Consider the following 21,167-nt stretch of genomic DNA (forward strand, 5'->3'; position numbering starts at 1 on the left):
TCGTCCTGATTGTCCTGAGCCGCGTCGAGGGTCAGGCCTGCGCGGGCTCTTCGTCCTCGTCCGGGATCACGTCGATCCCGGCCTCCTTGCGCTGCTGCTCGGTGATCGGCGTGGGCGCGGCGGTCAGCGGGTCGTAGCCGGACGCGGCCTTGGGGAAGGCGATCACGTCGCGGATCGAGTCCTGGCCCGCCAGCAGCATGACCATGCGGTCCCAGCCGAAGGCGATGCCGCCGTGCGGCGGCGGGCCGAACTTGAACGCCTCCAGCAGGAAGCCGAACTTGGACTCGGCCTCCTCCTTGGACAGGCCCAGCACGTCGAAGACCCGCTGCTGCATCTCGGCGCGGTGGATACGGATCGAGCCGCCGCCGATCTCGTTGCCGTTGCAGACGATGTCGTAGGCGTTGGCGAGGGCCTCGCCCGGCCGGTCCTGGAAGTCGTCGGCGTACTCGGGCTTGGGCGAGGTGAACGGGTGGTGCACCGAGGTCCAGCCGATCTGCTCGCCCTGGTCGTCGTGGACCGGCTCGAAGATCGGCGCGTCCACGACCCAGAGGAACTCCCAGGCGGACTCGTCGATCAGCTCGCAGCGGCGGCCGATCTCCAGGCGGGCGGCGCCGAGCAGCTCGCGGGTGGCGTGCGGAGCGCCCGCGCCGAAGAAGATCGCGTCGCCGGGCCTGGCGCCCGTCTTCTCGGCCAGACCCGCCTTCTCGGTGTCGGAGAGGTTCTTGGCGACCGGGCCGCCGAGCGTGCCGTCCTCCTGGAGCAGCACGTACGCCAGGCCGCGGGCGCCGCGCGCCTTGGCCCAGTCCTGCCAGGCGTCCAGCTCCTTGCGGGTCTGCGAGGCGCCGCCCGGCATGACCACCGCGCCCACGTACGGGGCCTGGAACACCCGGAACGAGGTGCCGGCGAAGTATTCGGTCATGTCGGTCAGCTCGTTGCCGAACCGCAGGTCGGGCTTGTCGGAGCCGTACCGCGCCATCGCCTCGGCGTAGGTCATGTGGGGGATCGGCCGGGGGATCTCGTAGCCGGCGATCTCCTTCCACAGCCGCGCCACCAGGTCTTCGGCGACCGTGAGGACGTCGTCCTGCTCGACGAACGACATCTCGACGTCGATCTGGGTGAACTCCGGCTGCCGGTCGGCGCGGAAGTCCTCGTCCCGGTAACAGCGGGCGATCTGGTAGTAGCGCTCCAGCCCGCCGACCATCAGCAGCTGCTTGAACAGCTGCGGCGACTGGGGCAGCGCGTACCAGTGACCCGGCTTGAGCCGCACCGGCACGAGGAAGTCGCGGGCGCCCTCGGGAGTGGAACGGGTCAGCGTCGGTGTCTCGACGTTGACGAAGCCGTGCTCGCGCATGACCTCGTGCACCAGGAACGAGCCCTCGGAGCGGATCCGCATCGACCGGGCGACCGCCTCCCGGCGGAGGTCGAGGTAGCGGTACTTGAGCCGGACCTCCTCGTTGACGTTGACGTCGCCCTCGATCGGGAACGGCAGCGGCGCGGCCTCGGACAGCACCTCGATCTCGGCCGCCGCGACCTCGATCTCACCGGTCGGCAGCTCGGGGTTCTCGTTGCCCGCCGGGCGCACCCGCACCTCGCCGGTGATCCGGACGCAGAACTCCGAACGCAGGTCGTGCGCGGTGTCCTCTTCACGGAACACGACCTGGGCGGTGCCGGAGGCGTCCCGCAGGTCGATGAACGTGACGCCGCCGTGGTCCCGGCGCCGGGCGACCCAGCCGGCCAGCGTCACCGTCTGACCGGCGTGCTCCTTGCGGAGCGTCCCCGCCTCGTGCGAGCGGATCATCGTGAAAGCCTTTCCTTCAACGTCGAAGTGATCTCGGAGAGCGGCACGGCGGTCTGGTCACCCGCCGCCAGGTCCTTCACCTGCGCGGACCCGGCCGCGATATCTCGCTCGCCGAGGATCACGGCGTAGGCGGCACCCGAACGGTCGGCGTCCTTCATGGCGCCCTTGAGCTTCTTGCCCCCGTAGGCCATGTCGGCCGCGATCCCGGCGCGGCGGAGCCCGGCGACCAGGGCGAACATCCTGCGTTCGGCCTCCTCGCCGAGCGCGACGCCGAAGACCTCGCAGCGCGCCGGGGCGGCGAACGCGGCGCCCTCGGCCTCCAGGGCCAGGATCGTCCGGTCGAGTCCCAGGCCGAAGCCGATGCCCGGCAGCGGGGGCCCGCCGATGTCCTCCGAGAGGCCGTCGTACCGCCCGCCGCCGCCGATGCCGGACTGGGCGCCGAGCAGCGGGTGGTCGAACTCGTAGGTGGTGCGGGTGTAGTAGTCCAGCCCGCGCACCAGCGTCGGGGTGTCCTCCCACTCGATGCCCAGGTCGCCCAGCAGCTCGCGGACCTTGTCGTGGTGGGCCTTGCAGGCACCGCACAGGTGGTCGGCCATCAGGGGCGCGCCCGCGACCTGGGCCCGGACCTGCGGGCGCTTGTCGTCCAGCACCCGCAGCGGATTGATCTCGATGCGCTCCCGGGTGGGCTCGTCGAGGTCCAGCCCGCGCAGGAAGTCCTGCAGCAGTGCCCGGTAGGCGGGGCGGCACTCCCGGCAGCCCAGGGAGTTGAGCAGGAGCCGCACCTGACGCAGGCCGAGGTCTCGGTACCACTGCCAGGCGATGGCGATGGTCTCGGCGTCGACCTGCGGATCCTCGCTGCCGATCGCCTCCAGGTCGAGCTGGTAGAACTGCCGGTAGCGGCCCTGCTGCGGCCGTTCGGCGCGGAACGCCGGGCCGGTCGTCCACACCTTGACCGGCAGCGCGCCCTGCTTGTGCAGGCCGTGCTCCAGCACCGACCGCAGCACGCCCGCGGTGAACTCGGGGCGCAGCGTCAGCGACCGGCCGCCGCGGTCCTCGAAGGTGTACATCTCCTTGCTGACCACGTCGGTCGATTCGCCGACGCCCCGCTTGAAGAGGCCCGTGTCCTCGAAGACCGCCAGCTCCAGATAGCCGTAACCGGCCAGCCGGGCCTGCTCGGCGAACGCCTGGCGGATGGCGGCGAAGAGGTCCGCGCGCGGCGGAACGTATTCACTGACCCCCTTGGGGGCCTGGAAGCTCGAACTCATGATTGTTTAGGTCAGAATCCCTTGTTGGGTCCGTCTGTCGGCGCCAGGTCCGCGAGGAACGGATTGGTGGCGCGCTCACGGCCGATGGTGGTCTGCTCGCCGTGGCCGGGCAGGACGGCGGCCTCGTCCGGCAGGGAGAGGCACACCCGCGACAGGCTCTTGAGGATCTCCTCGTACGAGCCGCCCGGCAGGTCGGTGCGGCCGATCGATCCGGCGAACAGCAGATCGCCCGTGAAGACCACGTCGGGCAGCTCGCGGGTCGCCGGGGTCCGGAACGTCACCGACCCGGGCGTATGGCCCGGGGCGTGGTCGACGGTGAACCGCAGCCCCGCCAGGTCGATCACGGCGCCGTCCGAGAGCTCCTTGACGTCGTCCGGCTCGCTCAGCGTCAGCCCGCCGAACAGCTGCTGGGCGGCCACGCCGAAGCCCTTGGCCGGATCGGTGAGCAGATCACGGTCGTCCGGATGGATGTAGGCGGGCACGTCCCGGGCGCCGCAGACCGGCGCGACCGACCACACGTGGTCAAGATGGCCGTGCGTCAGCAGGACCGCGACCGGCTTGAGCCGGTGCTCGCGCACGAGCTCGTCGATCCCCTCCGCGGCGTCCTGGCCGGGGTCGATGATCACGCATTCCTCGCCCGCGGCGGGCGCCACGAGATAACAGTTCGCGGCGAACGAGCCAGCGGGGAACCCGGCGACGAGCACGGTCGTCCTTCCTTGAAACCTGAGACGTGCGGTGCTCCGAGGGTACCGGCGAGGCCATGGCCGCCGCGAACGAGATGTTCGGGTCGCCGTGTCGGCGCCCGGGCCGGGAGGGTGTGCCGGGCGCGGCCCACCCGTGCTCCCGGTACCGCTACTATGCGCTGCACGTTCACCTGATCACAGTGGAGGGGCAAGCCCGTGGCGGGGAAGGACCGCAAGAAGCAGCTCGCGCGGCAGCGTTTCGAGCGCCAGGAACAGGCCCGGCTCGCCCGGGAGGCGCGCGCCAGGCGCGTCAAGATCATCGGTTCCGTGGCGGCCGTCGCGGTCATCGCGGGCGGTGGCGGAGCGGTGGCCGCGCTCGCCGGTGGCGATGACGACAAGAAGGACAAGTCCAACGCCGATGCGGCCGCGAGCCCGTCGGCCACGCCCACGCAGGTGAAGGCCAAGCCCGGCGAGTGCGGGTACACGGCCAGCCAGGACGAGGGAGCGCCCAAGGACCTCGGCACGCCGCCGGTCAAGCCGGTCCACAAGGGCAAGGTAGAGGCGACGATCAAGACGAACCTCGGCGACATCGAGCTGGAGCTCGACGGCAAGAAGGCCCCCTGCACCGCGGGCTCCTTCGCCTACCTCGCGTCGAAGAACTTCTTCGACAAGACCGACTGCCACCGGGTGACCAAGGGCGGCGCGGTGGAGGTGCTGCAGTGCGGTGACCCCACGGGTTCTGGGCGCGGCGGCCCCGGCTACCAGTTCGCCAACGAGAACACCAAGGGCGTGAAGTACGCACGAGGGACCCTGGCCATGGCGAACGCGGGCGCGGACACCAACGGCAGCCAGTTCTTCATCGTGCACGGCAAGTTCGAGCTGCCCCCCGACTACTCCGTGTTCGGGAAGATCACCAAGGGTATGGACCTGGTCGACGAGATCGTGGCCGGGGGATCCGAGCCGGCGGGTGACGGCAAGCCGAAGAAGAAGGTCACGATCCAGGACGTCGCGATCGCCAAGAAATAGGGCGTCGGGACATTAAGGTGTGGAGGGTCCGGTCTGCATAGGAAACGACCGGACCCGTGATGCGGGAGGCAAGCGTGTCCAGCGCGACCGATCCCTGGGGCCGGGTGGACGAGGAAGGCACCGTCTACGTCAAGACGTCGGACGGTGAACGGGCCGTCGGCTCCTGGCAGGCCGGCGCTCCGGAGGAGGCCCTGGCCTATTTCAAGCGCAAGTACGACGCGCTGGCCACGGAGATCGGCCTCCTCGAGCAGCGGGTGCGCACCACCGACCTGCAGCCCTCGCAGGCCCAGCAGAGCATCCAGCGGCTGCGGGAGGCGGTGACCGACGCGCACGCGGTCGGTGATCTGGACGCCCTGGTGCGGCGCCTTGACGGCCTGACCGAGGCGGTGGGCAAGCGCCGCGAGGAGGTCAAGGCGCAGCGCGAGCACGCCCGCCACGAGGCGCGTGAGATCAAGGAGCGGATCGTCGCCGAGGCCGAGCGGATCGCGGTCGAGGAGACGCACTGGAAGAACGGCGGCGAGCGGCTCCGTCAGCTGGTGGAGGAGTGGAAGGCCGCCGAGCGCATCGACCGGCCGACCGAGACCGCGCTGTGGAAGCGGCTGTCGGCGGCGCGCAACGCCTTCACCAAGCGCCGCAAGGTCTACTTCGCGACCCTCGATGAGCAGCGTGAGGACGCCCGCCGCGAGAAGGAGCGCCTGGTGGCCGAGGCCGAGGCGCTGTCGGACTCCACCGACTGGAGCGACACCGCCGCCGCCTACCGTGACCTGATGCGCCGCTGGAAGGTGGCGGGCCGGGCCGCGCGGGACGCCGAAGAGGAGTTGTGGGCCCGTTTCAAGGGCGCGCAGGACACCTTCTTCTCGGCCCGCAGCGCCGCGTTCGCCGAACGGGACGCCGAGCTGCGCGTGCACGCCGAGGAGAAGGAGAAGATCCTCGCCGAGGCCGAGCGGCTGCTGCCGGTCCGTGACGTCCGCCAGGCCCGGCAGGCGCTGCGCGCGATCCAGGAGCGCTGGGAGGCCGCCGGGATGGTGCCGCGCGACCAGCGCGACCGCCTGGAGGGCCGGCTCCGCAAGATCGAGGAGACGATCCGGGGCGCCGAGGAGCAGGAGTGGCGGCGTACCAATCCCGAGGCCCGCGCGCGGGCCGAGGCGACGGTGGCGCAGCTGCGCAATTCGATCGAGCAGCTGGAGAAGCGCCTCGACAAGGCCCAGGGCGCCGGCCGGGAGAAGGACATCAGGGACGCCGAAGAGGCCCTGACCGCCCGCCGCGCATGGCTGGAGGAGGCCGAGCGCACGCTCGCCGAGTTCTCCTAGAGCCCGGGAGCGGCGGTCAGGCGCCGGCCCGGCGGCCGAGGAACGCCAGCAGGCGGGTCTGCTCGTCGGCACCGGGCGGCGCGGGCAGCGGCGGACCCAGCCGCCCGCTCGCGCGGAAGTGAGCCGCGACCATGTGCGCCGTCGCGAACGCGTGGTGGACCAGGTCCGGATCGAGCCGGGCCGGCTGGCCGGTCGCCCGGGCCAGGTCCCAGGTGTGGATCAGCGGCTCCAGCAGATAGCCGCCCAGGAAGTCGCCCAGCGGCAGGTCGCCGAGCCCGGCGAACGGGACGTGCCGCCGCAGCGCGTCCGGAGTGAGGGCGGCGGCGCATTCCTTGCGCGCCGTCCGCCACTCCAGCATCGCGTCTCCGGCGCAGTACCGGGCGGGATCCCTGGCGACGTCCGGTTTCGCGGTACCGGTCGCCATGGCCCGGACCAGGTACTGGCCACCGATCACATGACCGGCGACGTCGCGCGCCGTCCATCCGGCGCACGGGGACGGCCGGTCCCAGCCGTCCCGCGTGACGCCGCCCGCCACGCCCTCGAACAGGTCCAGTGCGCGGTGGTAGCCGCTGAGTTTCTGAGCCATGGTGGTCAGTGACCCGCGCCGCGCCTGACGTGTCAAGCGATATCGGCAAGTCGAGCGAGATCGGGGCATTCGCCCCGGCGCCGGGTCAGCCGGCCCCGGCGCCGCGTTCGCCCAGCATCCGGTTCATGAGATCGATCTCGGACCGCTGGCCGTCGACCATGCTCCGCGCCAGCCGCCGCACCCGTTCCAGATCCGTCCGCGCCAGCACGGCCTCGGCCATCACGACCCCGGCCCGGTGATGGGTGATCATCAGCCGCAGGTACCGGATCTCGGCGGCGCGGCCCGAGGCCTGTTCCAGCTCCCGCAGCTGCGTCCGCGTGGCCATCCCCGGCATCACCGCGCCGTCCGCGCCCGCCGTGCCCGCCGCGCCGTCCGTGGCGGCGGGGGCCGGTGTCGCCGCGGAGCCGTGGCCGCCGTGCCCGGTCATCCAGCGCATGCGCCCGGCCGGGTCGGTCTTGGGCAGCTCCCACTCGTCCAGCCAGGCGGTCATCATCCCGATCTGTGCCGACTGGGTGTTGATGATGTCGTACGCGAGCAGCCGGGTGGCCTCGTCCTTGGTGCGGTCCCGGACGGTGAACGACATCCGCACCGCCTGCGCGTGGTGCGTGCTCATGTCCCGGGCGAACCCGGCCTCGGGCCCGCCGGTTCCCGGCCGGTCCGGCCGCAGCGCCGAGAGCCCGGCGAACACCGCCGCCCCCGCGAGGACGAGCACCGCGAGGACGACGGTCGCCCGGCGTCCTCGCGGTGCCCGATCCGCCTCGCTCACGGAGTGTCCTTGGCGCCGGTGCAGGCGGCGCCGGGCTCGGGGGTCTGCGGTCCCTTCACGTACGCCTTCAGGAACGCGTCCACCCGCCCGTCGGAGGCGTCCTGCACCTTGATCTGCTTGCCCCAGGCGGAGAGCGCGATCGGCGCGTCCAGGGTCGGGAACGGGCTCATCAGCGTGTAGTCGGTGTCCTCGACCTTCGCCTTCAGCTTGCCGAGCTGGTCGGCGGCCAGCCCCGGCCTGTAGGTGATCCAGACCGCGCCGTGCTCAAGGGAGTGGACGGCGTTCTCGTTGCGCAGCGGCTGGTCGTAGACCCGGCCGTCGCAGTTCTGCCACATCGCGTCGTGGGCGCCGCCCATCGGGGGAGTGGTGTCGTAGGTGACCGGGGTGGTGACATGGTCGCGGCTGAGGCCGTCCTTCTGCACGAGCCCGTCGATGGGCCCCGACGAGGAGGACGCGGACGAGCGGGTCTGCATGAAGGCGTAGGCGATGGCCACGATGGCCACGACGCCGATGACGGTGAAGAAGGCGATGCCGCCCCAGGGGACGGTGCGCTCGGTCAGGGCGTTGTTGCGCTGCACACGGTTACGGGCGCTCTTGGACATGGGGATACCCCTCTTGCTCTCTCTGGATGGTGAACGGCTGAGGACGGACGGGCCGTCACAGCCGGAACACCCGTAGAGAGGGCAGGGAGAGGGAGAACGGGGCCCGCTGGGAGGGGACCCGGATCACCCAGCCGAGGCGGGCGGGCAGGACGCCGCGCGTACGCGACGGCCCGGACGCCAGGGCCAGGACCATGAACGTGAGCAGTATCGCCAGGGAGAGACAGCCGCCCGCCGGGACGAGCGGGGGAAGGTCGAGCGGTGCCTTCGCCGAGGACGGCGCCGAGGCGAGCGTAACGGCCTTCCCCGGCACACCATAAGCGGTCTCGGCGCCTGCACTGGTCGTGCTGGGCGCGGCGGTCGTACCGGCTGCAGGGGCAGTCTTGGTGGCCGCGGCGAGGTCCGCTTGATGCGCCATGGCATCGGCGACGTCGGCCGGAACGCTCGTGAGGTGCGCGGTGCAGACCCGCATGGGCGCCGCGTGCCCGAGCCCATAGGTGAAGACGAGCCCGGCCACCACGAAGAGCGCCACGAGCAGTCCTGCCAGCCCGTGCCGTCGGCGTGCCATACCGGTCATCGTCACCCTTGCCGTTCAGCCTTCCGGTGGAACGCGAACCCTACTCGCGGACCAGAGATTACGGGACAAGGTAGTTGATTCTTACAGTATGCGGCGATCTTTGCTTCCCCGTCTCGCTGTCCCGCTGGCCTTCGCCGTCCAGGCGGCGCTGGTGGCCTTGCTGTTCGCGATGTACGGGTACGGGCGGCATCTGGCGGACGGGCGGCCGGACGAGGCGTTCGCGAACGCCGAGCGGGTCCTCGACCTGGAGCGGGCCCTGCGGCTGCCGGACGAGGCGGCGCTCCAGGACACCGCGCTGCGCTGGGACGGCTGGGCGCGGATCGCCAACGAGTACTACGTGCGCGTGCACTTCCCCGCGACGTTCCTCTTCCTGGCCTGGATCTGGATCTGGCGGCGCCCCGCCTGGCCCCGGCTGCTCGCCGTCGTGGCGTTCTCGCTCGCGGCCGCGCTGGCGGTCCACGCCCTCTATCCGCTCGCTCCGCCCCGCCTGCTGCCCGGCGGGGACTTCGTGGACCTGATGAACGTCTACGGCCCGAGCTCGTACTCCACCGAACCCGGCGAAGGCATGACCAACCAGTTCGCGGCCATGCCCTCGCTGCACGTCGGCTGGGCGCTCCTGGTGGCCTGGGGCGTCATCCGCTACGGGCGGGCCCGCCTGCGCTGGCTGGTGGCCGCCCATCCCGTCGTGACACTCCTCGTGGTGGTCCTGACGGCCAACCACTACTGGCTGGACGGGATCGTCGGCTCCGCCATCGTGGTCTCGGCTCTGGCCGTGACCGTCCGGCTGGAGGAGGGGCGCCGTCCAGGACGGGCAGGATTGTCCGCGCGGCGAGATAGTGTCGGAGCGTGACCAGCACGGGACCGGGCCAGCCGGAGGGCCTGTTCGACGATCCGGCGGGGGAGGGGACCCTCGGGCACGGCTCCGCCTCCGCGACCTCCGCCGGCTCGGCGCAGGACGTCCGGAGCGGCGAGCCCGGAGCGCAGGGCGCCCTGCAGCCGCTCGCCGTGCGGATGCGGCCGCGCGGGCTGGACGAGGTCGTCGGCCAGGCGCACCTGCTCGGGCCCGGGACGCCGATCCGCCAGCTCGTCGAGCGGGACGTCCCGATGTCGCTGGTGCTGTGGGGGCCGCCCGGGACGGGCAAGACCACCCTCGCCACGGTCGTCAGCACGGTGACCAGGCGCCGGTTCGTGGAGATCTCCGCGGTCACCGACGGCGTCAAACGGGTCCGCGCCGAGATCGACCTCGCCCGCCGTGAGCTGGGCATGACCGGCCGCCAGACCGTGCTGTTCGTCGACGAGGTCCACCGGTTCAACAAGGCCCAGCAGGACGCGCTGCTCCCCGCCGTCGAGAACCGCTGGGTCTCGTTCATCGGTGCCACCACCGAGAACCCGTTCTTCTCGGTGATCAGCCCGCTGCTGTCCCGGTCGCTGCTGCTCACGCTGGAGCCGCTCGGCGAGGACGACCTGCGCGAGGTGATCAGGCGGGCGCTGGCCGACGAGCGCGGGCTGAACGGGGCGGTGGAGCTCGACCCCGCCGCCGAGGACCATCTGGTCAGGCTCGCGGGCGGCGACGCGCGCCGCACCCTCACCTACCTGGAGGCCGCGGGCCTCGTCGTGGCCGACGGCGAGACGATCACGCCCGAGGTGCTGGAGAAGGCGGTCGACCGGGCGGCGGTCCGCTACGACCGCGAGGGCGACCAGCACTACGACGTCATCAGCGCGTTCATCAAGAGCATCCGCGGCAGCGACGTCGACGCCGCCCTGCACTACCTGGCCCGGATGCTGGAGGCCGGCGAGGACCCCCGGTTCATCGCGCGGCGCCTGATCGTGCACGCCAGCGAGGACATCGGCATGGCCGACCCGACCGCCCTGCAGACCGCGACCGCGGCGGCGCACGCGGTGGAGTTCGTCGGGCTGCCCGAGGCCCGCATCAACCTCGCCCAAGCGGTCATCCACCTGTCCCTGGCCCCCAAGTCCAACGCAGTCATCACCGCGATCGGCGAGGCCATCGGCGACGTGAAGAAGGGGCTCGTCGGCCCGGTGCCGCCTCACCTGCGTGAGGCGCATTACAAGGGCGCCGCCAAGCTCGGCCACGGCAAGGGGTACAAGTACGCGCACGATCACCCCGGCGGCGTGGTCCGCCAGCAGTACGCGCCGGACGCCGTCCAGGACCGCGAGTACTACCGTCCGACCAGGCACGGGGCGGAGGCGCGCTTCTCGGAGGTGCTCGACCGCATCCGCGCCGTGCTGCGCGGCAATGCCGCGAAGTAGCGTGATTCAGCGCCCGGACACCTCGGCCCGGTAACCTGCCCGCGCGTCGCAAACCCTGCGCGGCCAGGGCCGGTACCCACGGTAAGGTCTGTCAGACCGACCCGGACCTGAGACGAACCGGGCCTGAGACGAACCGAGACGGCGAACGGAAGCCCTGATGCTTACTGGTGGACAGCTGGCAGGTCTCATCGTGGCCGTGTTCTGGGCGATCCTCGTGGCCTTCATCGCCCTCACGCTGCTGAAGCTCGCCCGGCTGCTCGGGGAGGCCAGCAAGGTCGTCTCCGACATCGGCGACCAGGCCGGTCCGCTGCTCGACGACATGACCCGCACGGTGCAGCGCGCCAACGAGCAGCTCGGCCGCACCGACGTGATCACCAAGCAGGTCGCGGGGGTCACGCAGAACGTGTCGGCGGTGACCACGGTCATGACGTCGGTGGTGGGCGGTCCCCTGGTGAAGGCCGCGGCCTTCTCGTACGGCGTCCGCAAGGCCCTCGGCAACAACCGTCCCGGGGAGCCGCCCGCCGACCGGCCGCAGCTGCCTGCCCGCGGCTCGGACGCCCGCGGCTCGGGTTCCCGCGCCTCGGGCAGGGGGCGGCGATGAGAAGGCTCTTCTGGCTCTCGCTCGGCGCCGGAGCCGGCGTCTACGCCACCCACCGGGTCAAGCGGCGGGTCGAGCGTTTCGCCCGCACCTGGTCCCCGGAGGGCGTCGCCGCCCGGGCCGTGTCGGCCGGGCAGGACGCCGGGGGGCGGCTGCGGTCGTTCGCCTCCGACGTCCGCACCGAGATGCACGCCCGCGAGGAGGAGCTGCGGGAGGCCATACGCATGGACCAGGCTCCCCCCGTGCCGCCGGAGGGCTCGCCCCGCCGCGTCCTCCGGGCCCGATACACGATCATCGACGACGACAAGGATGGCCACTGATCATGGAGTCGGCAGAGGTCGCACGCCGCTTCCTCAACTTCTTCGAGGAGCACGGGCACCTGGTGGTGCCCTCGGCCAGCCTGATCGCCGAGGACCCGACACTGTTGCTGGTCAACGCCGGCATGGTGCCGTTCAAGCCGTACATGCTCGGCCAGCGCACCCCGCCGTCGCCGCGGATGACCAGTGCCCAGAAGTGCGTGCGGACCCCCGACATCGACGAGGTCGGCAAGACCGCCAGGCACGCCACGTTCTTCCAGATGCTGGGCAACTTCTCGATCGGGAACTACTTCAAGGAGCAGGCGATCCCGTACGCCTGGGAGCTGCTCACCCGCTCGGAGGCCGACGGCGGCTTCGGCTTCCCCGAGGAGAAGCTCTGGGTCACCGTCTTCCACGACGACGACGAGGCCCGCGACATCTGGCACAAGCAGGTCGGCGTGCCGCTGGACCGCATCCAGCGCCGCGGCATGGCCGACAACTTCTGGTCGATGGGCGTGCCCGGCCCGTGCGGCCCCTGCTCGGAGATCTACTACGACCGGGGGCCCGAGTACGGGCGCGAGGGCGGCCCGATCGCCGACGAGGACCGCTACCTCGAGGTGTGGAACCTCGTCTTCATGCAGTTCGAGCGCGGCGCCGGCCAGGGCAAGGACGACTTCCCGATCCTCGGCGAGCTGCCCGCCAAGAACATCGACACCGGCATGGGCCTGGAACGGATGGCCGCGATCCTGCAGGGCGTCGACAACATCTACGAGACCGACACGCTCTGGAAGATCCTCGACCGGGCGGCGAACCTCACCGGCGCCAAGTACGGCCGTGACCAGCGCGCCGACGTGTCGCTGCGCGTGATCGCCGACCATGTGCGCAGCGGCACGATGATGGTCTCCGACGGCATCCGCCCCGGCAACGAGGGCCGCGGCTACGTGCTGCGCCGCATCCTGCGGCGGTCCATCCGCAATCTGCGGCTGCTGGGCGGCGAGGAGGCCGGGCTCATGCACGAGCTCACCGCCGTCGCGATCAGGACCATGGGCGAGCAGTACCCGGACCTGGTCCGTACCGCCGCCAACATCCACACGGTGATCGACGCGGAGGAGGAGTCCTTCCTCCAGACGCTGCGCACCGGCACCGCGATCTTCGACGCGGCCGTCGAGGAGACCCGGCGCTCCGGCCGCCCGTCGCTGGCCGGCGACCAGGCGTTCAAGCTGCACGACACCTACGGCTTCCCGATCGACCTGACCCTGGAGATGGCCTCCGAGCAGGGCCTCCAGGTCGACGAGGACGGTTTCCGGCGGCTCATGAAGGAGCAGCGCGACCGCGCCAAGAAGGACGCGCAGGACAAGAAGACCGGCAATCTCGACGTGTCGGCCCTCGACGACCTGCTGGGCCGTTCCGGCGGGCAGGTCGAGTTCACCGGCTACACCGACGTCGTCGGCGAGGCGCGCCTGGTCGGGCTGCTGGTCGGCGGCGCGAACGTGCCGGCCGCGGGCGAGGGCGCCGAGGTCGAGGTCGTGCTCGACCGCACCCCGTTCTACGCCGAGGGCGGCGGCCAGCTGGCCGACCACGGCGTCATCAGGCTCGGCAACGGCGCGGTCGTCGACGTCCACGACGTGCAGTCGCCGCTCGCGGGCCTGATCGTGCACCGCGGCAGGGTGCGCAGCGGCGAGGCCCAGGCCGGCGACACCGCGTTCGCCGAGATCGACATCGACCGGCGGCGGGCGATCTCGCGCTCGCACACCGCGACCCACATGGTGCACGCGGGCTTCCGCCGGGCGCTCGGCGAGTCCGCCGCGCAGGCCGGCTCGGAGAACTCGCCCGGCCGCTTCCGGTTCGACTTCACCGCCTCGGGGGCCGTTCCGGTCAGCGTGCTGCGCGACGTGGAGGACGAGGTCAACGACGTCCTGATCAACGACCTCGACGTCCGAGCGTTCCACACCTCCCTCGACGAGGCCCGCGCGATGGGCGCCATGGCGCTGTTCGGCGAGAAGTACGGCGACGAGGTCCGGGTCGTGGAGGTCGGCGACTACTCCCGCGAGCTGTGCGGCGGCACCCACGTCGCGCGCTCCGGCCAGCTCGGCCTGATCAAGGTCCTCGGCGAGTCGTCCATCGGCGCCGGCATCCGCCGCGTCGAGGCGCTGGTCGGCATCGACGCCTTCCGGTTCCTGGCCAAGGAGAACGTGCTCGTCGCGCAGCTCGCCGAGCAGCTCAAGACCCGCAAGGAGGAGCTGCCCGAGCGCGTCTCCGGCATGGTGACCCGGCTCCGCGAGGCCGAGAAGGACCTGGAGAGGCTCCGCTCGCAGCAGGTGCTGGCGATCGCCGGGCAGCTCGCCGCGGACGCCGGGGACGTGAACGGCGTCGCCTTCGTCGGCCACCGCGCGCCGGACGGCACCGGCGCCGACGACCTGCGCAAGCTCGCCGTCGACGTCCGTGGCCGGCTGGCGGGCCGTCCCGCGGTCGTCATGGTCGCCGGCGTGCCCAAGGACCGCCCGGTCGTGGTGGTCGCGGTCAGCGAGGGCGCCAAGGAGCGCGGCCTCAAGGCCGGCGCGCTGGTCGGCGTCGCCGCCAAGACCCTCGGTGGCGGCGGCGGCGGCAAGGACGACCTGGCCCAGGGCGGAGGAGCGAACCCGGACGCCGTTCCCGACGCGCTGGCCGCCGTCAAGCGAGCCGTAGGGGCCGCGTGAGCGAGGCCATGAGGCCGCCGAGCGGAGCGAGGCCAATGAGGCACGGAGTGCGGTTGGGCGTCGATGTGGGAACGGTCCGCATCGGCGTCGCGCGCTGCGATCCCGGTGGGATCCTCGCCTCGCCGCTGGAGACCGTGCGGCGCGGCAAGGGCGACCTCGACCGGCTGGCCGAGCTCGTGGCCGAGCACGAGGCGATCGAGATCGTCGTCGGGCTGCCGACGTCGTTGTCGGGCCGGGAGGGCGCCGCCGCCGAGGCGGCCCGGCAGTTCGCGGGCAGGCTGGCGGGGCGGCTGGCTCCGGAGACGGTCCGGTTGTACGACGAAAGACTCACCACCGTCACCGCCGAGTCAGGTCTGCGGGCCGGGGGAGTCCATGGTCAGGCGCGTCGCAGGGTCGTCGATCAGGCCGCCGCGGCGGTGTTGCTTCAGGCGGCACTGGACGGGGAGAGGTTGACTGGACGTCCCCCAGGCGAGATCGTCCGGGGAAGCTCATGAACGAATTGGATCTCTTCTCAGACCCGCACGGTTCCGATCCGTACGGCCAGGGCCGCGATCCGCACGCCCAGGGCCATCTGACGGACGAGCGGCTTAGCCGCGGTGCCCAGCGGCAGACGCGCAAGCGGCAGAAGCGCAAGCGGCACAGCGGGCGCGCGGCGGTGTTCTTCTCGCTCGCCTTCATCGTGGCGCTGGTCGGCACGGGCGGCGTCTTCGGCTTCGCCTGGCTCGACAAGCGAATCCATCCGCCGGACTTCGACGGCGCGGGCGCGGGGAATGTCACGGTCCAGATCAAGGAGGGCGACAGCGGCTCGGCGATCGGCGCGACGCTCCAGTCGCACAACGTCGTCAAGAGCGTGCGGGCGTTCGTGAAGGTGTACGGCAAGGAGCCCAAGGCGGGCAGCATCCAGCCGGGCTTCTACCAGATGCGCCTGCAGATGTCGTCCAAGGCCGCGATGGCGCTGCTGCTCGATCCCAAGTCGCGCGCGGGCAACCAGATCACCGTGCGCGAGGGCATCCGGAGCATGGAGCTGTTCCAGGACCTGCAGAAGAAGACCGGCATCCCGGCCGCCAAGTTCCAGGCCGTGGCGGCCAACACCAAGGGCCTCGGCCTGCCGTCGTACTCCGGCGGCAAGCTGGAGGGTTACCTCTATCCGGGCCGCTACGACATCAGCCCGAACGCGTCGGCGCGGCAGATCATCAAGCAGATGGTCGACCGTTTCAACCAGACCGCGGCGGACCTGGACCTGGAGGCCAAGGCCAAGCAGGTGCGGATGACCCCCGGTCAGGTGATCACCATGGCCAGCCTGATCCAGGCCGAGGGCGGCAAGACCGACGACTTCCCGAAGATCGCCCGGGTCATCTACAACCGGATCAAGATCGGCAGGCAGCTGCAGTTCGACAGCACGGTCCTCTACGTCCTCAACAGGCGGACCCTCAACGTCCGGGAGGGGGACATCGAGAGGACCAAGTCGTCGCCGTACAACACCTACTACAACAAGGGCCTCACGCCCGGGCCGATCTCCAATCCCGGCAGGGACGCGATCGAGGCCGTCATGAGTCCCACGCCGGGCAAGAAGTGGCTCTTCTTCATCGCGACCGACCCCACCAACCAGGTGACCGAGTTCGCCGAGACCGAGGAGCAGTTCCGCGTCCTGGAGGCCAAGTTCCGGGCGTGGCAGAGGCGGAATCCCGGCAACTGATGGACCGCGACCGATGACGCGCAGGGCCGCGGTGCTGGGCTCGCCGATCACGCATTCGCTGTCGCCGGTGCTGCACCGGGCGGCGTACGCGGCGATGGGCCTGGCCGGCTGGACATACGACGCCTTCGAGTGCGACGAGGCCCGGCTGGCGGAGTTCCTCGACGGCCTCGGCGGCGAGTGGGCCGGGCTGTCGCTGACCATGCCGCTCAAGCGGACCGCGCTGGGCCTGGTCGACACCGTGTCGGACCTGGCGGTGGCGGTCGGCGGCGCCAACACGATCGTCCTGCGCGACGGGCGGCGGCACGGCGACAACACCGACGTCCACGGCATCGTGACCGCGCTGACCGAGGCGGGCCTCGGGACGCCCGCGTCGGCCGTGGTCCTGGGCGGCGGCGCGACCGCCGCCTCCGCGCTCGCCGCGCTCTCGCTGCTGGGGCTCAAGGAGGCGGTGCTGGCGGTGCGCGACCCGGCGCGGGCCGGCGAGGCGGCCGAGGTCGGCGAACGGTTCGGGCTGGAGGTGCGGGTCGCCACGCTGGACCGCGTCGCCGGTCTGCTGCCCGCCGATCTCGTGGTGTCGACCCTGCCGGGACGCGCCGCCGACGCGTTCGCCGAGCCGGTGGCCGGGTCGGGCTCGGCGCTCTTCGACGTCGTCTACGCGCCCTGGCCGACGGCGCTCGCCGCCGCGGTCGAACGCGCGGGCGGGATCGCCGTCGGGGGCTTCCCGATGTTGCTGCACCAGGCCGTCCGGCAGGTGGCGCTGATGACCGGCCGCGACGACGTCCCCGTCGAGGCGATGCGCGCCGCCGGCGAGGCCGAGCTCGCCCGCCGCGCCCGCCTGTGAACACCCAGGGCGTGTCTCGAAGCCAGCTGCCCAGCTACGGGCGCCGACTTCGAGACACACCCTAGGCCTCGTGTCCGGGCGGGGGCCGCTTCCGGCGCATGGCCTCCTGGATGATCGACAGCATGATGGGCAGGCTGACGCTGAGCCAGAAGTCCCGCCACGCCCAGGTGTCGGTGACGACGCCGATGAGGCTGGCGATGCACACGCCGAGGAGCAGCAGCGTCGTCCAATGGCGTCGGAAGTGGCCCGCGAGGTCGATCCGGTGGCGCCGGGGGAGCAGGGCCGGCAACGGGCTCCCCTTGGCGTGCGCGCGCTGGACGACCATGGCGTCGGGCAGCCAGTGCAGGACGTCTCCCGGCTGGGCCAGCGGAAACCGGCTCACCGCGGTGAGCGCCTCCATTCGCCAGGTGAGCATCCACAACGAGGACCGGCCGGTACCGGGATAGCCCGCCCAGGGCGGGTCGGGTGCGCCGCCCTCGGCGAGGGTACGGAACGCGCGGCTGACCAGATCCCCCGGAACGCCGCGCGGGTCGCGCAACAGCGCCGACAGGGCGATCGGCAGGCCGTAGTGCCACAGGGCGAGCCTCCACACCGGCTTGGAGAGCGGACCGTTGGGCGAGACGTTGTAGGTCTCGATCCAGATGTGCTCGTCCTCGGTGTCGAAGTTGCCGCGCAGCCAGTCGTAGGCGGCCAGCAGGCGCTCGTCGCCGTGCCCGGGCCGCGCCTCGGCGAGGGTCAGGAGCACGAACGCGGTGTGCGTCACGGTGGGCTGCGCGTTCGGGGTCGGGCCCCAGGCGGGCCGGAGCGCGGTCCGGTCGGCGGTGAGCCACTCGACGCCGCGCTCGACGGCGGGATCGTACGGGTTGAGCTGGGTGAGCGCGCGCAGCGCCAGGCAGGTCAGCCAGATCCGCGACGGGCTGCCCCGCAGTGAGCCCCAGCCGCCGTCAGGGTTCTGGTTGCGTACCAGCCATTGGTAGGCCCGTCCGATGTCGGGGGCGTCCGGCCGCAGATCGCAGCGTGCGCGGGCCAGGAAGCGGGCGATCCACGCGGTGGCCTCGACGACCGGCATGCCGAGGCTGGTCTTGGTGGACCAGCCGCCGTCCTTGAGGGGATCGCTGGAGGAGATCTGCCGGGAGGTGAGGTAGGCGAGGCACTCGTCGAAATGCTCGAAGGGACGTTCGGCCTCGACGAAGGCCAGCAGTCCGAGCGCGGTCGCGGTCGTGCCCGGCTCCGGCCGGCTCAGCTCGTGGTACCAGCCGCCTCCCACGCCGGGAAGCGGATTGGTGGTGTAGGAGTCGCGGAGGATGTCCAGGGAGTCGTTCAGGCAGGCGCCGAGGACGGCCGTGTCGATGACGGACGGCGCGGCCGGCCGGGGCGCCGGCTCCGAGGCCGCTGCTTCTGCTGCGATGGGGGTGATGGGGAGGTTTGTCACTGTGGCCCGCTTTCTAGGGCTTATGTTCCCGTTCCGCCATGAATCTGCACCCCTTCTGATGGATGGCTCTATCCACCGGGCACACCACATCGGTCAGGTGCCGGGCACCCTGTGTAGCGACGGCCCACCGGAAATCAACCGGAACGGTTGTGGCGGGTCGTGCCCCTGGAGGATGTGATGCGCACCGACGCGGTTCATGACTGCGTGCTGTGTCCGCCACTGCGGTTCCGGTTCAACGCGATGGCGGACCTTCCCGGTGAGGCCGCGGTGTTCGCGGCCGACGACGACTTCTTTCTGATGCCCGACCTCGCTCCGCTCGTGGAGGGCCACCTGCTGCTGGTGACGACGCGGCATCATCAGTGCGCGGGCGCGTTCGGCCGGGCCATGTGGGCGCGCGCCAAGGTGTGGCGCGACCGCGTGGCGCGGACGTACCGCCAGGTGTACGGCCCGGACGAACTGCTGCTCTTCGAGCACGGACCGGCCACCGAGCAGGGCGGCGGCGCGTGCATCGACCACGCGCACTGGCACCTGCTGCCGTCGGGAACGGGTGTGCGCGCGCTGGTGGAGGAACGCGGACTGCCAGGCCGGCCCGCGTCGTACGAGGCGGTACGGCGGTTCTTCCACGGCCGGCGCTCGTATCTGCTGGTGGAGGAACAGGGAACCGCCACCGTCCATCCGGCGGACGGCGTGCCGAGCCAGTTCCTGCGGTGGGCCGCCGCGGTCGCCCACGACAGGACCCTCACCGGCGGTCCCTGGCGATGGCAGGAATGCTTCGGGCTGCCCGGCAGCCGGGAGCGGTTCTTCCGCACGATCGAGGCGCTTCAGCCGTACGAACGCGCCGAGAGCCACCAGTAGAGCTCGCAGGACGTGAGCCTGTCGCCGAATCCGGCGCGTTCCACGCCCTCTCCGTACCCGGACGCGTATTCGAGCAGCAACCGCCCGCCGCCCCGCTCCCGCTCCCGCCGGTAGGCCAGGACGTTCTCCAGGTTGGTCTCGCCGAAACGCAGCAGCCACAGCGGCCGCCGCCCGCCGACCGCGCGGTCCAGGAGCGGCGGCAGCGCACGGGTCTCGGCCGACGTGACGGGCGGAGGCGCTCCGAGGAGCCGGGCCACGGTCACGGCCTCGGTGACGATGACGTCGGCGAGGCCGAGCAGCGGCAGCACCTCGCTGCGCGGCATCCGTTCGTCGATGTCGTGCGGAACCAGGTCGAAGGCGACCAGCGTGCCGCTCTCGGCGGCGATGCGGGCGGCGGCGTACGTGGCCGCCCGCGAGACCGGGGACAGCAGCGCGTAACCGTCGAGGAAGACCACGTCGGCCGCCCGGATCTCGGCGGCGGCGCTCCGGACGTCGGCCTCCGACAGCCGCCTGCTCGGCGCGTCGCGGTCCGCGACGAGCAGCCGTACGCCCGGTCCCGCCGGGGCGTCGTCGCGCACCATCACCGCCACCCCGTTGGGTACGCCGGTCTCGACGCGGCAGAGGTCGCGGACGCCGATCCGGTTCAGCTCGCGCCGGATCGACCCGGTGTGGTCATCGTCGCCGATCTTGGCGAAGAGGCCGACCCGCCGGAAGTAGCCGACGGCGCTGCGCGCCAGGTTGACGGCCGTCCCGGCGACCACCGCGCTCGCGGGCGCGTAGACCAGCCGGTCCGCGGTGAGCTCGGCGAAGCGCAGGCCGTCCAATTCGACCCGCATCTCCAGCCGCACATCGCCCACGACGAGCAGGTCGAAGCGCCGGTCGGCGGCCCCGCGCAGACCCGGCCACACCACCGGCGGACGGGCGGTGGCCTCGGCGGTCCCCATACGGCGTCAGAGGTGTTCCGGGTAGAGCCGGAGGAAGGCCCGGACGACGGGACGCAGGCTCGGGATCAGCTCATGGCGTTCGATCTCGGTCAGCGGCACCCAGAGGGGTTCCTCCAGATGGTCGTCGTCGGTCTGGTGCTCGACGCTGGCCTCCAGGGTGACCGGCCGGCAGAGCCGCGCCGTCGCCACCACCCGGACCTGGCCCGGGTGGCCGCCGGCCCCCGGACGTCCGTCGGTCATGAACCACTGCCACAGGTGGAACGGCGGGCCAGGATCGATCTTGAGCCCGACCTCCTCCCACACCTCCCGCCGGATGTGGTCGTCGAGGTCGAGGTCGTCGGCCACCTCCAGCCGCCCGCCGGGAACCTCCCACCGGCCGGGGTGATGCGGGTCCGTGGCGGACTTGCGCACCAGGAGCAGGCGCCGGCGGTCATCGAGGATGAAGGCCTTCTGGGCGAACTCGAGCCGGATCGCCGGGGTGGGGCGCGGCACCGCGGTGGTGGCGGCGCCGGACCTGAAAGCGCGCATCGCGGGATCTTTCCGTTCAACCGGCCTCGGCGGCCGGCCGTCACCTCACGTTAGCAAGCCGTACCGGACCCGCAACCGTCCCGCCTCCGGCACATGCCCGTCACCTCGTGGACCCTTCCACGACACGGGGAATTTAAGGGCGAGCGGCGTGGTTGACACGGATTGGCGTGCCCCACGCAGCTTTAGCCCTCCCTGGCGAGGGCGGTGCCACCAGGTGGTAGTCTTGGTGGCTGACCGGCCCTGTGCGGTGTCCAGACGGACGCCGGGCGGGGCGCTCAAGCGGAGGCCACCTCCCACCTGACCGGCCGACAGGGGCCGGTGGGTCTCGGTCCGGCGAAACGGCGCCTTCCCGGCGCCGGCTTCGCCCTCGCCCTCGGCGGCCTTTCGGCCCCGAGGCGAC

General features: G+C 71.7%; 21 protein-coding genes. 11 read left to right on the forward strand and 10 right to left on the reverse strand.

The features are described 5' to 3' along the window. Positions 1–31: 31 nt before the first annotated feature. The 3 genes from aspS to ABD333_RS41650 are packed head-to-tail and all read right to left on the reverse strand — an operon-like array spanning position 32 to position 3,767. A complete protein-coding gene (gene aspS / locus ABD333_RS41640; RefSeq protein WP_344548164.1) occupies positions 32–1,798 on the reverse strand; it encodes an aspartate--tRNA ligase in 1,767 nt (588 codons plus the stop codon). Then, positions 1,795–3,063: a histidine--tRNA ligase gene (gene hisS / locus ABD333_RS41645; RefSeq protein ID WP_344548165.1), complete on the reverse strand. Its 1,269-nt coding sequence runs from the start codon at positions 3,061–3,063 to the stop codon at positions 1,795–1,797. Before hisS ends, aspS begins: the two co-directional genes overlap by 4 nt. An 11-nt stretch (positions 3,064–3,074) precedes the next feature. Further along, positions 3,075–3,767 (reverse strand): MBL fold metallo-hydrolase, encoded by a 693-nt coding sequence (locus ABD333_RS41650; protein ID WP_344548166.1) that lies wholly within the window; start codon positions 3,765–3,767, stop codon positions 3,075–3,077. A gap of 195 nt (positions 3,768–3,962) precedes the next feature. Here ABD333_RS41650 and ABD333_RS41655 point away from each other — a divergent pair, with 195 nt between their 5' ends. Both ABD333_RS41655 and ABD333_RS41660 read left to right on the forward strand, forming a co-directional pair. Continuing rightward, positions 3,963–4,772, forward strand: coding sequence for a peptidylprolyl isomerase (locus tag ABD333_RS41655; RefSeq protein WP_344548167.1), 810 nt, complete (start codon positions 3,963–3,965; stop codon positions 4,770–4,772). A gap of 59 nt (positions 4,773–4,831) precedes the next feature. Then, entirely contained in the window at positions 4,832–6,082 is a 1,251-nt protein-coding gene (locus ABD333_RS41660; RefSeq protein WP_344548168.1) for a DUF349 domain-containing protein, read from the forward strand. Positions 6,083–6,098: 16 nt separating this feature from the next. Here the strand turns inward: ABD333_RS41660 and ABD333_RS41665 are convergent, their stop codons facing one another. The 4 genes from ABD333_RS41665 to ABD333_RS41680 form a co-directional block, all read right to left on the reverse strand. After that, positions 6,099–6,668, reverse strand: a complete 570-nt coding sequence (locus tag ABD333_RS41665; protein ID WP_344548169.1) for a TIGR03086 family metal-binding protein — start codon at positions 6,666–6,668, stop codon at positions 6,099–6,101. A gap of 85 nt (positions 6,669–6,753) precedes the next feature. After that, the gene (locus ABD333_RS41670) at positions 6,754–7,434 is read right to left on the reverse strand and encodes a DUF305 domain-containing protein (protein WP_344548170.1); all 681 of its coding nucleotides are present in this window, start codon (positions 7,432–7,434) and stop codon (positions 6,754–6,756) included. Beyond that, the gene (locus ABD333_RS41675; protein ID WP_344548171.1) at positions 7,431–8,036 is read right to left on the reverse strand and encodes a thioredoxin-like domain-containing protein; all 606 of its coding nucleotides are present in this window, start codon (positions 8,034–8,036) and stop codon (positions 7,431–7,433) included. The genes ABD333_RS41670 and ABD333_RS41675 overlap by 4 nt, the downstream gene beginning before the upstream one ends. A gap of 55 nt (positions 8,037–8,091) precedes the next feature. Continuing rightward, positions 8,092–8,601, reverse strand: coding sequence for a hypothetical protein (locus ABD333_RS41680; protein ID WP_344548172.1), 510 nt, complete (start codon positions 8,599–8,601; stop codon positions 8,092–8,094). Positions 8,602–8,698: 97 nt separating this feature from the next. Between ABD333_RS41680 and ABD333_RS41685 the strand changes: the two genes are divergently transcribed. From ABD333_RS41685 to ABD333_RS41720, 8 genes are all read left to right on the forward strand, one after another. Continuing rightward, on the forward strand, positions 8,699–9,460 hold the full coding sequence (locus ABD333_RS41685; RefSeq protein ID WP_344548173.1) for a phosphatase PAP2 family protein: 762 nt from the start codon (positions 8,699–8,701) through the stop codon (positions 9,458–9,460). 161 nt (positions 9,461–9,621) lie between these two features. Continuing rightward, positions 9,622–10,881 (forward strand): replication-associated recombination protein A, encoded by a 1,260-nt coding sequence (locus ABD333_RS41690; RefSeq protein WP_344548213.1) that lies wholly within the window; start codon positions 9,622–9,624, stop codon positions 10,879–10,881. Positions 10,882–11,038: 157 nt separating this feature from the next. Further along, on the forward strand, positions 11,039–11,482 hold the full coding sequence (locus ABD333_RS41695; RefSeq protein WP_344548174.1) for a DUF948 domain-containing protein: 444 nt from the start codon (positions 11,039–11,041) through the stop codon (positions 11,480–11,482). Continuing rightward, a complete protein-coding gene (locus ABD333_RS41700; RefSeq protein WP_344548175.1) occupies positions 11,479–11,799 on the forward strand; it encodes a hypothetical protein in 321 nt (106 codons plus the stop codon). The genes ABD333_RS41695 and ABD333_RS41700 overlap by 4 nt, the downstream gene beginning before the upstream one ends. 2 nt (positions 11,800–11,801) lie before the next feature. Then, complete coding sequence (alaS, locus tag ABD333_RS41705; protein WP_344548176.1) at positions 11,802–14,471, forward strand: alanine--tRNA ligase; 2,670 nt, start codon at positions 11,802–11,804, stop codon at positions 14,469–14,471. 35 nt (positions 14,472–14,506) lie between these two features. Further along, a complete protein-coding gene (ruvX, locus tag ABD333_RS41710) occupies positions 14,507–14,965 on the forward strand; it encodes a Holliday junction resolvase RuvX (protein WP_344548177.1) in 459 nt (152 codons plus the stop codon). After that, positions 14,962–16,167, forward strand: a complete 1,206-nt coding sequence (gene mltG, locus ABD333_RS41715) for an endolytic transglycosylase MltG (RefSeq protein WP_344548178.1) — start codon at positions 14,962–14,964, stop codon at positions 16,165–16,167. The genes ruvX and mltG overlap by 4 nt, the downstream gene beginning before the upstream one ends. Positions 16,168–16,180: 13 nt before the next feature. After that, complete coding sequence (locus ABD333_RS41720; protein ID WP_344548179.1) at positions 16,181–17,008, forward strand: shikimate dehydrogenase; 828 nt, start codon at positions 16,181–16,183, stop codon at positions 17,006–17,008. Positions 17,009–17,069: 61 nt separating this feature from the next. Here ABD333_RS41720 and ABD333_RS41725 read toward each other — a convergent pair whose 3' ends face one another. Further along, on the reverse strand, positions 17,070–18,440 hold the full coding sequence (locus ABD333_RS41725; RefSeq protein ID WP_344548180.1) for a prenyltransferase/squalene oxidase repeat-containing protein: 1,371 nt from the start codon (positions 18,438–18,440) through the stop codon (positions 17,070–17,072). Between the two features lie 177 nt (positions 18,441–18,617). Here ABD333_RS41725 and ABD333_RS41730 point away from each other — a divergent pair, with 177 nt between their 5' ends. Then, positions 18,618–19,295: an HIT family protein gene (locus tag ABD333_RS41730; protein ID WP_344548181.1), complete on the forward strand. Its 678-nt coding sequence runs from the start codon at positions 18,618–18,620 to the stop codon at positions 19,293–19,295. Here ABD333_RS41730 and ABD333_RS41735 read toward each other — a convergent pair. Continuing rightward, positions 19,262–20,239 carry a carbohydrate kinase family protein gene (locus tag ABD333_RS41735; protein ID WP_344548182.1) on the reverse strand — a complete coding sequence of 326 codons (978 nt, stop codon included), beginning with the start codon at positions 20,237–20,239 and terminating at the stop codon, positions 19,262–19,264. The genes ABD333_RS41730 and ABD333_RS41735 overlap by 34 nt on opposite strands. A gap of 6 nt (positions 20,240–20,245) precedes the next feature. After that, positions 20,246–20,767 (reverse strand): NUDIX domain-containing protein, encoded by a 522-nt coding sequence (locus ABD333_RS41740; protein WP_344548183.1) that lies wholly within the window; start codon positions 20,765–20,767, stop codon positions 20,246–20,248. Positions 20,768–21,167 lie beyond the last annotated feature (400 nt).

Source organism: Actinomadura fulvescens, from assembly GCF_039533225.1.
In the GTDB taxonomy this organism is placed as follows: Bacteria; Actinomycetota; Actinomycetes; order Streptosporangiales; family Streptosporangiaceae; genus Spirillospora; species Spirillospora fulvescens.

Excerpts from the sequence above, each read along its gene's own strand:
- aspS (WP_344548164.1), bottom strand. The coding sequence starts at position 1,798 with ATGATCCGCTCGCACGAGGCGGGGACGCTCCGCAAGGAGCACGCCGGT.
- hisS (WP_344548165.1), bottom strand. The coding sequence starts at position 3,063 with ATGAGTTCGAGCTTCCAGGCCCCCAAGGGGGTCAGTGAATACGTTCCG.
- ABD333_RS41660 (WP_344548168.1), top strand. The coding sequence starts at position 4,832 with ATGCGGGAGGCAAGCGTGTCCAGCGCGACCGATCCCTGGGGCCGGGTG.
- ABD333_RS41665 (WP_344548169.1), bottom strand. The coding sequence starts at position 6,668 with ATGGCTCAGAAACTCAGCGGCTACCACCGCGCACTGGACCTGTTCGAG.
- ABD333_RS41675 (WP_344548171.1), bottom strand. The coding sequence starts at position 8,036 with ATGTCCAAGAGCGCCCGTAACCGTGTGCAGCGCAACAACGCCCTGACC.
- ABD333_RS41680 (WP_344548172.1), bottom strand. The coding sequence starts at position 8,601 with ATGGCACGCCGACGGCACGGGCTGGCAGGACTGCTCGTGGCGCTCTTC.
- ABD333_RS41685 (WP_344548173.1), top strand. The coding sequence starts at position 8,699 with ATGCGGCGATCTTTGCTTCCCCGTCTCGCTGTCCCGCTGGCCTTCGCC.
- ABD333_RS41690 (WP_344548213.1), top strand. The coding sequence starts at position 9,622 with ATGCGGCCGCGCGGGCTGGACGAGGTCGTCGGCCAGGCGCACCTGCTC.
- ABD333_RS41695 (WP_344548174.1), top strand. The coding sequence starts at position 11,039 with ATGCTTACTGGTGGACAGCTGGCAGGTCTCATCGTGGCCGTGTTCTGG.
- ABD333_RS41700 (WP_344548175.1), top strand. The coding sequence starts at position 11,479 with ATGAGAAGGCTCTTCTGGCTCTCGCTCGGCGCCGGAGCCGGCGTCTAC.
- alaS (WP_344548176.1), top strand. The coding sequence starts at position 11,802 with ATGGAGTCGGCAGAGGTCGCACGCCGCTTCCTCAACTTCTTCGAGGAG.
- ruvX (WP_344548177.1), top strand. The coding sequence starts at position 14,507 with ATGAGGCACGGAGTGCGGTTGGGCGTCGATGTGGGAACGGTCCGCATC.
- mltG (WP_344548178.1), top strand. The coding sequence starts at position 14,962 with ATGAACGAATTGGATCTCTTCTCAGACCCGCACGGTTCCGATCCGTAC.
- ABD333_RS41720 (WP_344548179.1), top strand. The coding sequence starts at position 16,181 with ATGACGCGCAGGGCCGCGGTGCTGGGCTCGCCGATCACGCATTCGCTG.
- ABD333_RS41730 (WP_344548181.1), top strand. The coding sequence starts at position 18,618 with ATGCGCACCGACGCGGTTCATGACTGCGTGCTGTGTCCGCCACTGCGG.
- ABD333_RS41735 (WP_344548182.1), bottom strand. The coding sequence starts at position 20,239 with ATGGGGACCGCCGAGGCCACCGCCCGTCCGCCGGTGGTGTGGCCGGGT.
- ABD333_RS41740 (WP_344548183.1), bottom strand. The coding sequence starts at position 20,767 with ATGCGCGCTTTCAGGTCCGGCGCCGCCACCACCGCGGTGCCGCGCCCC.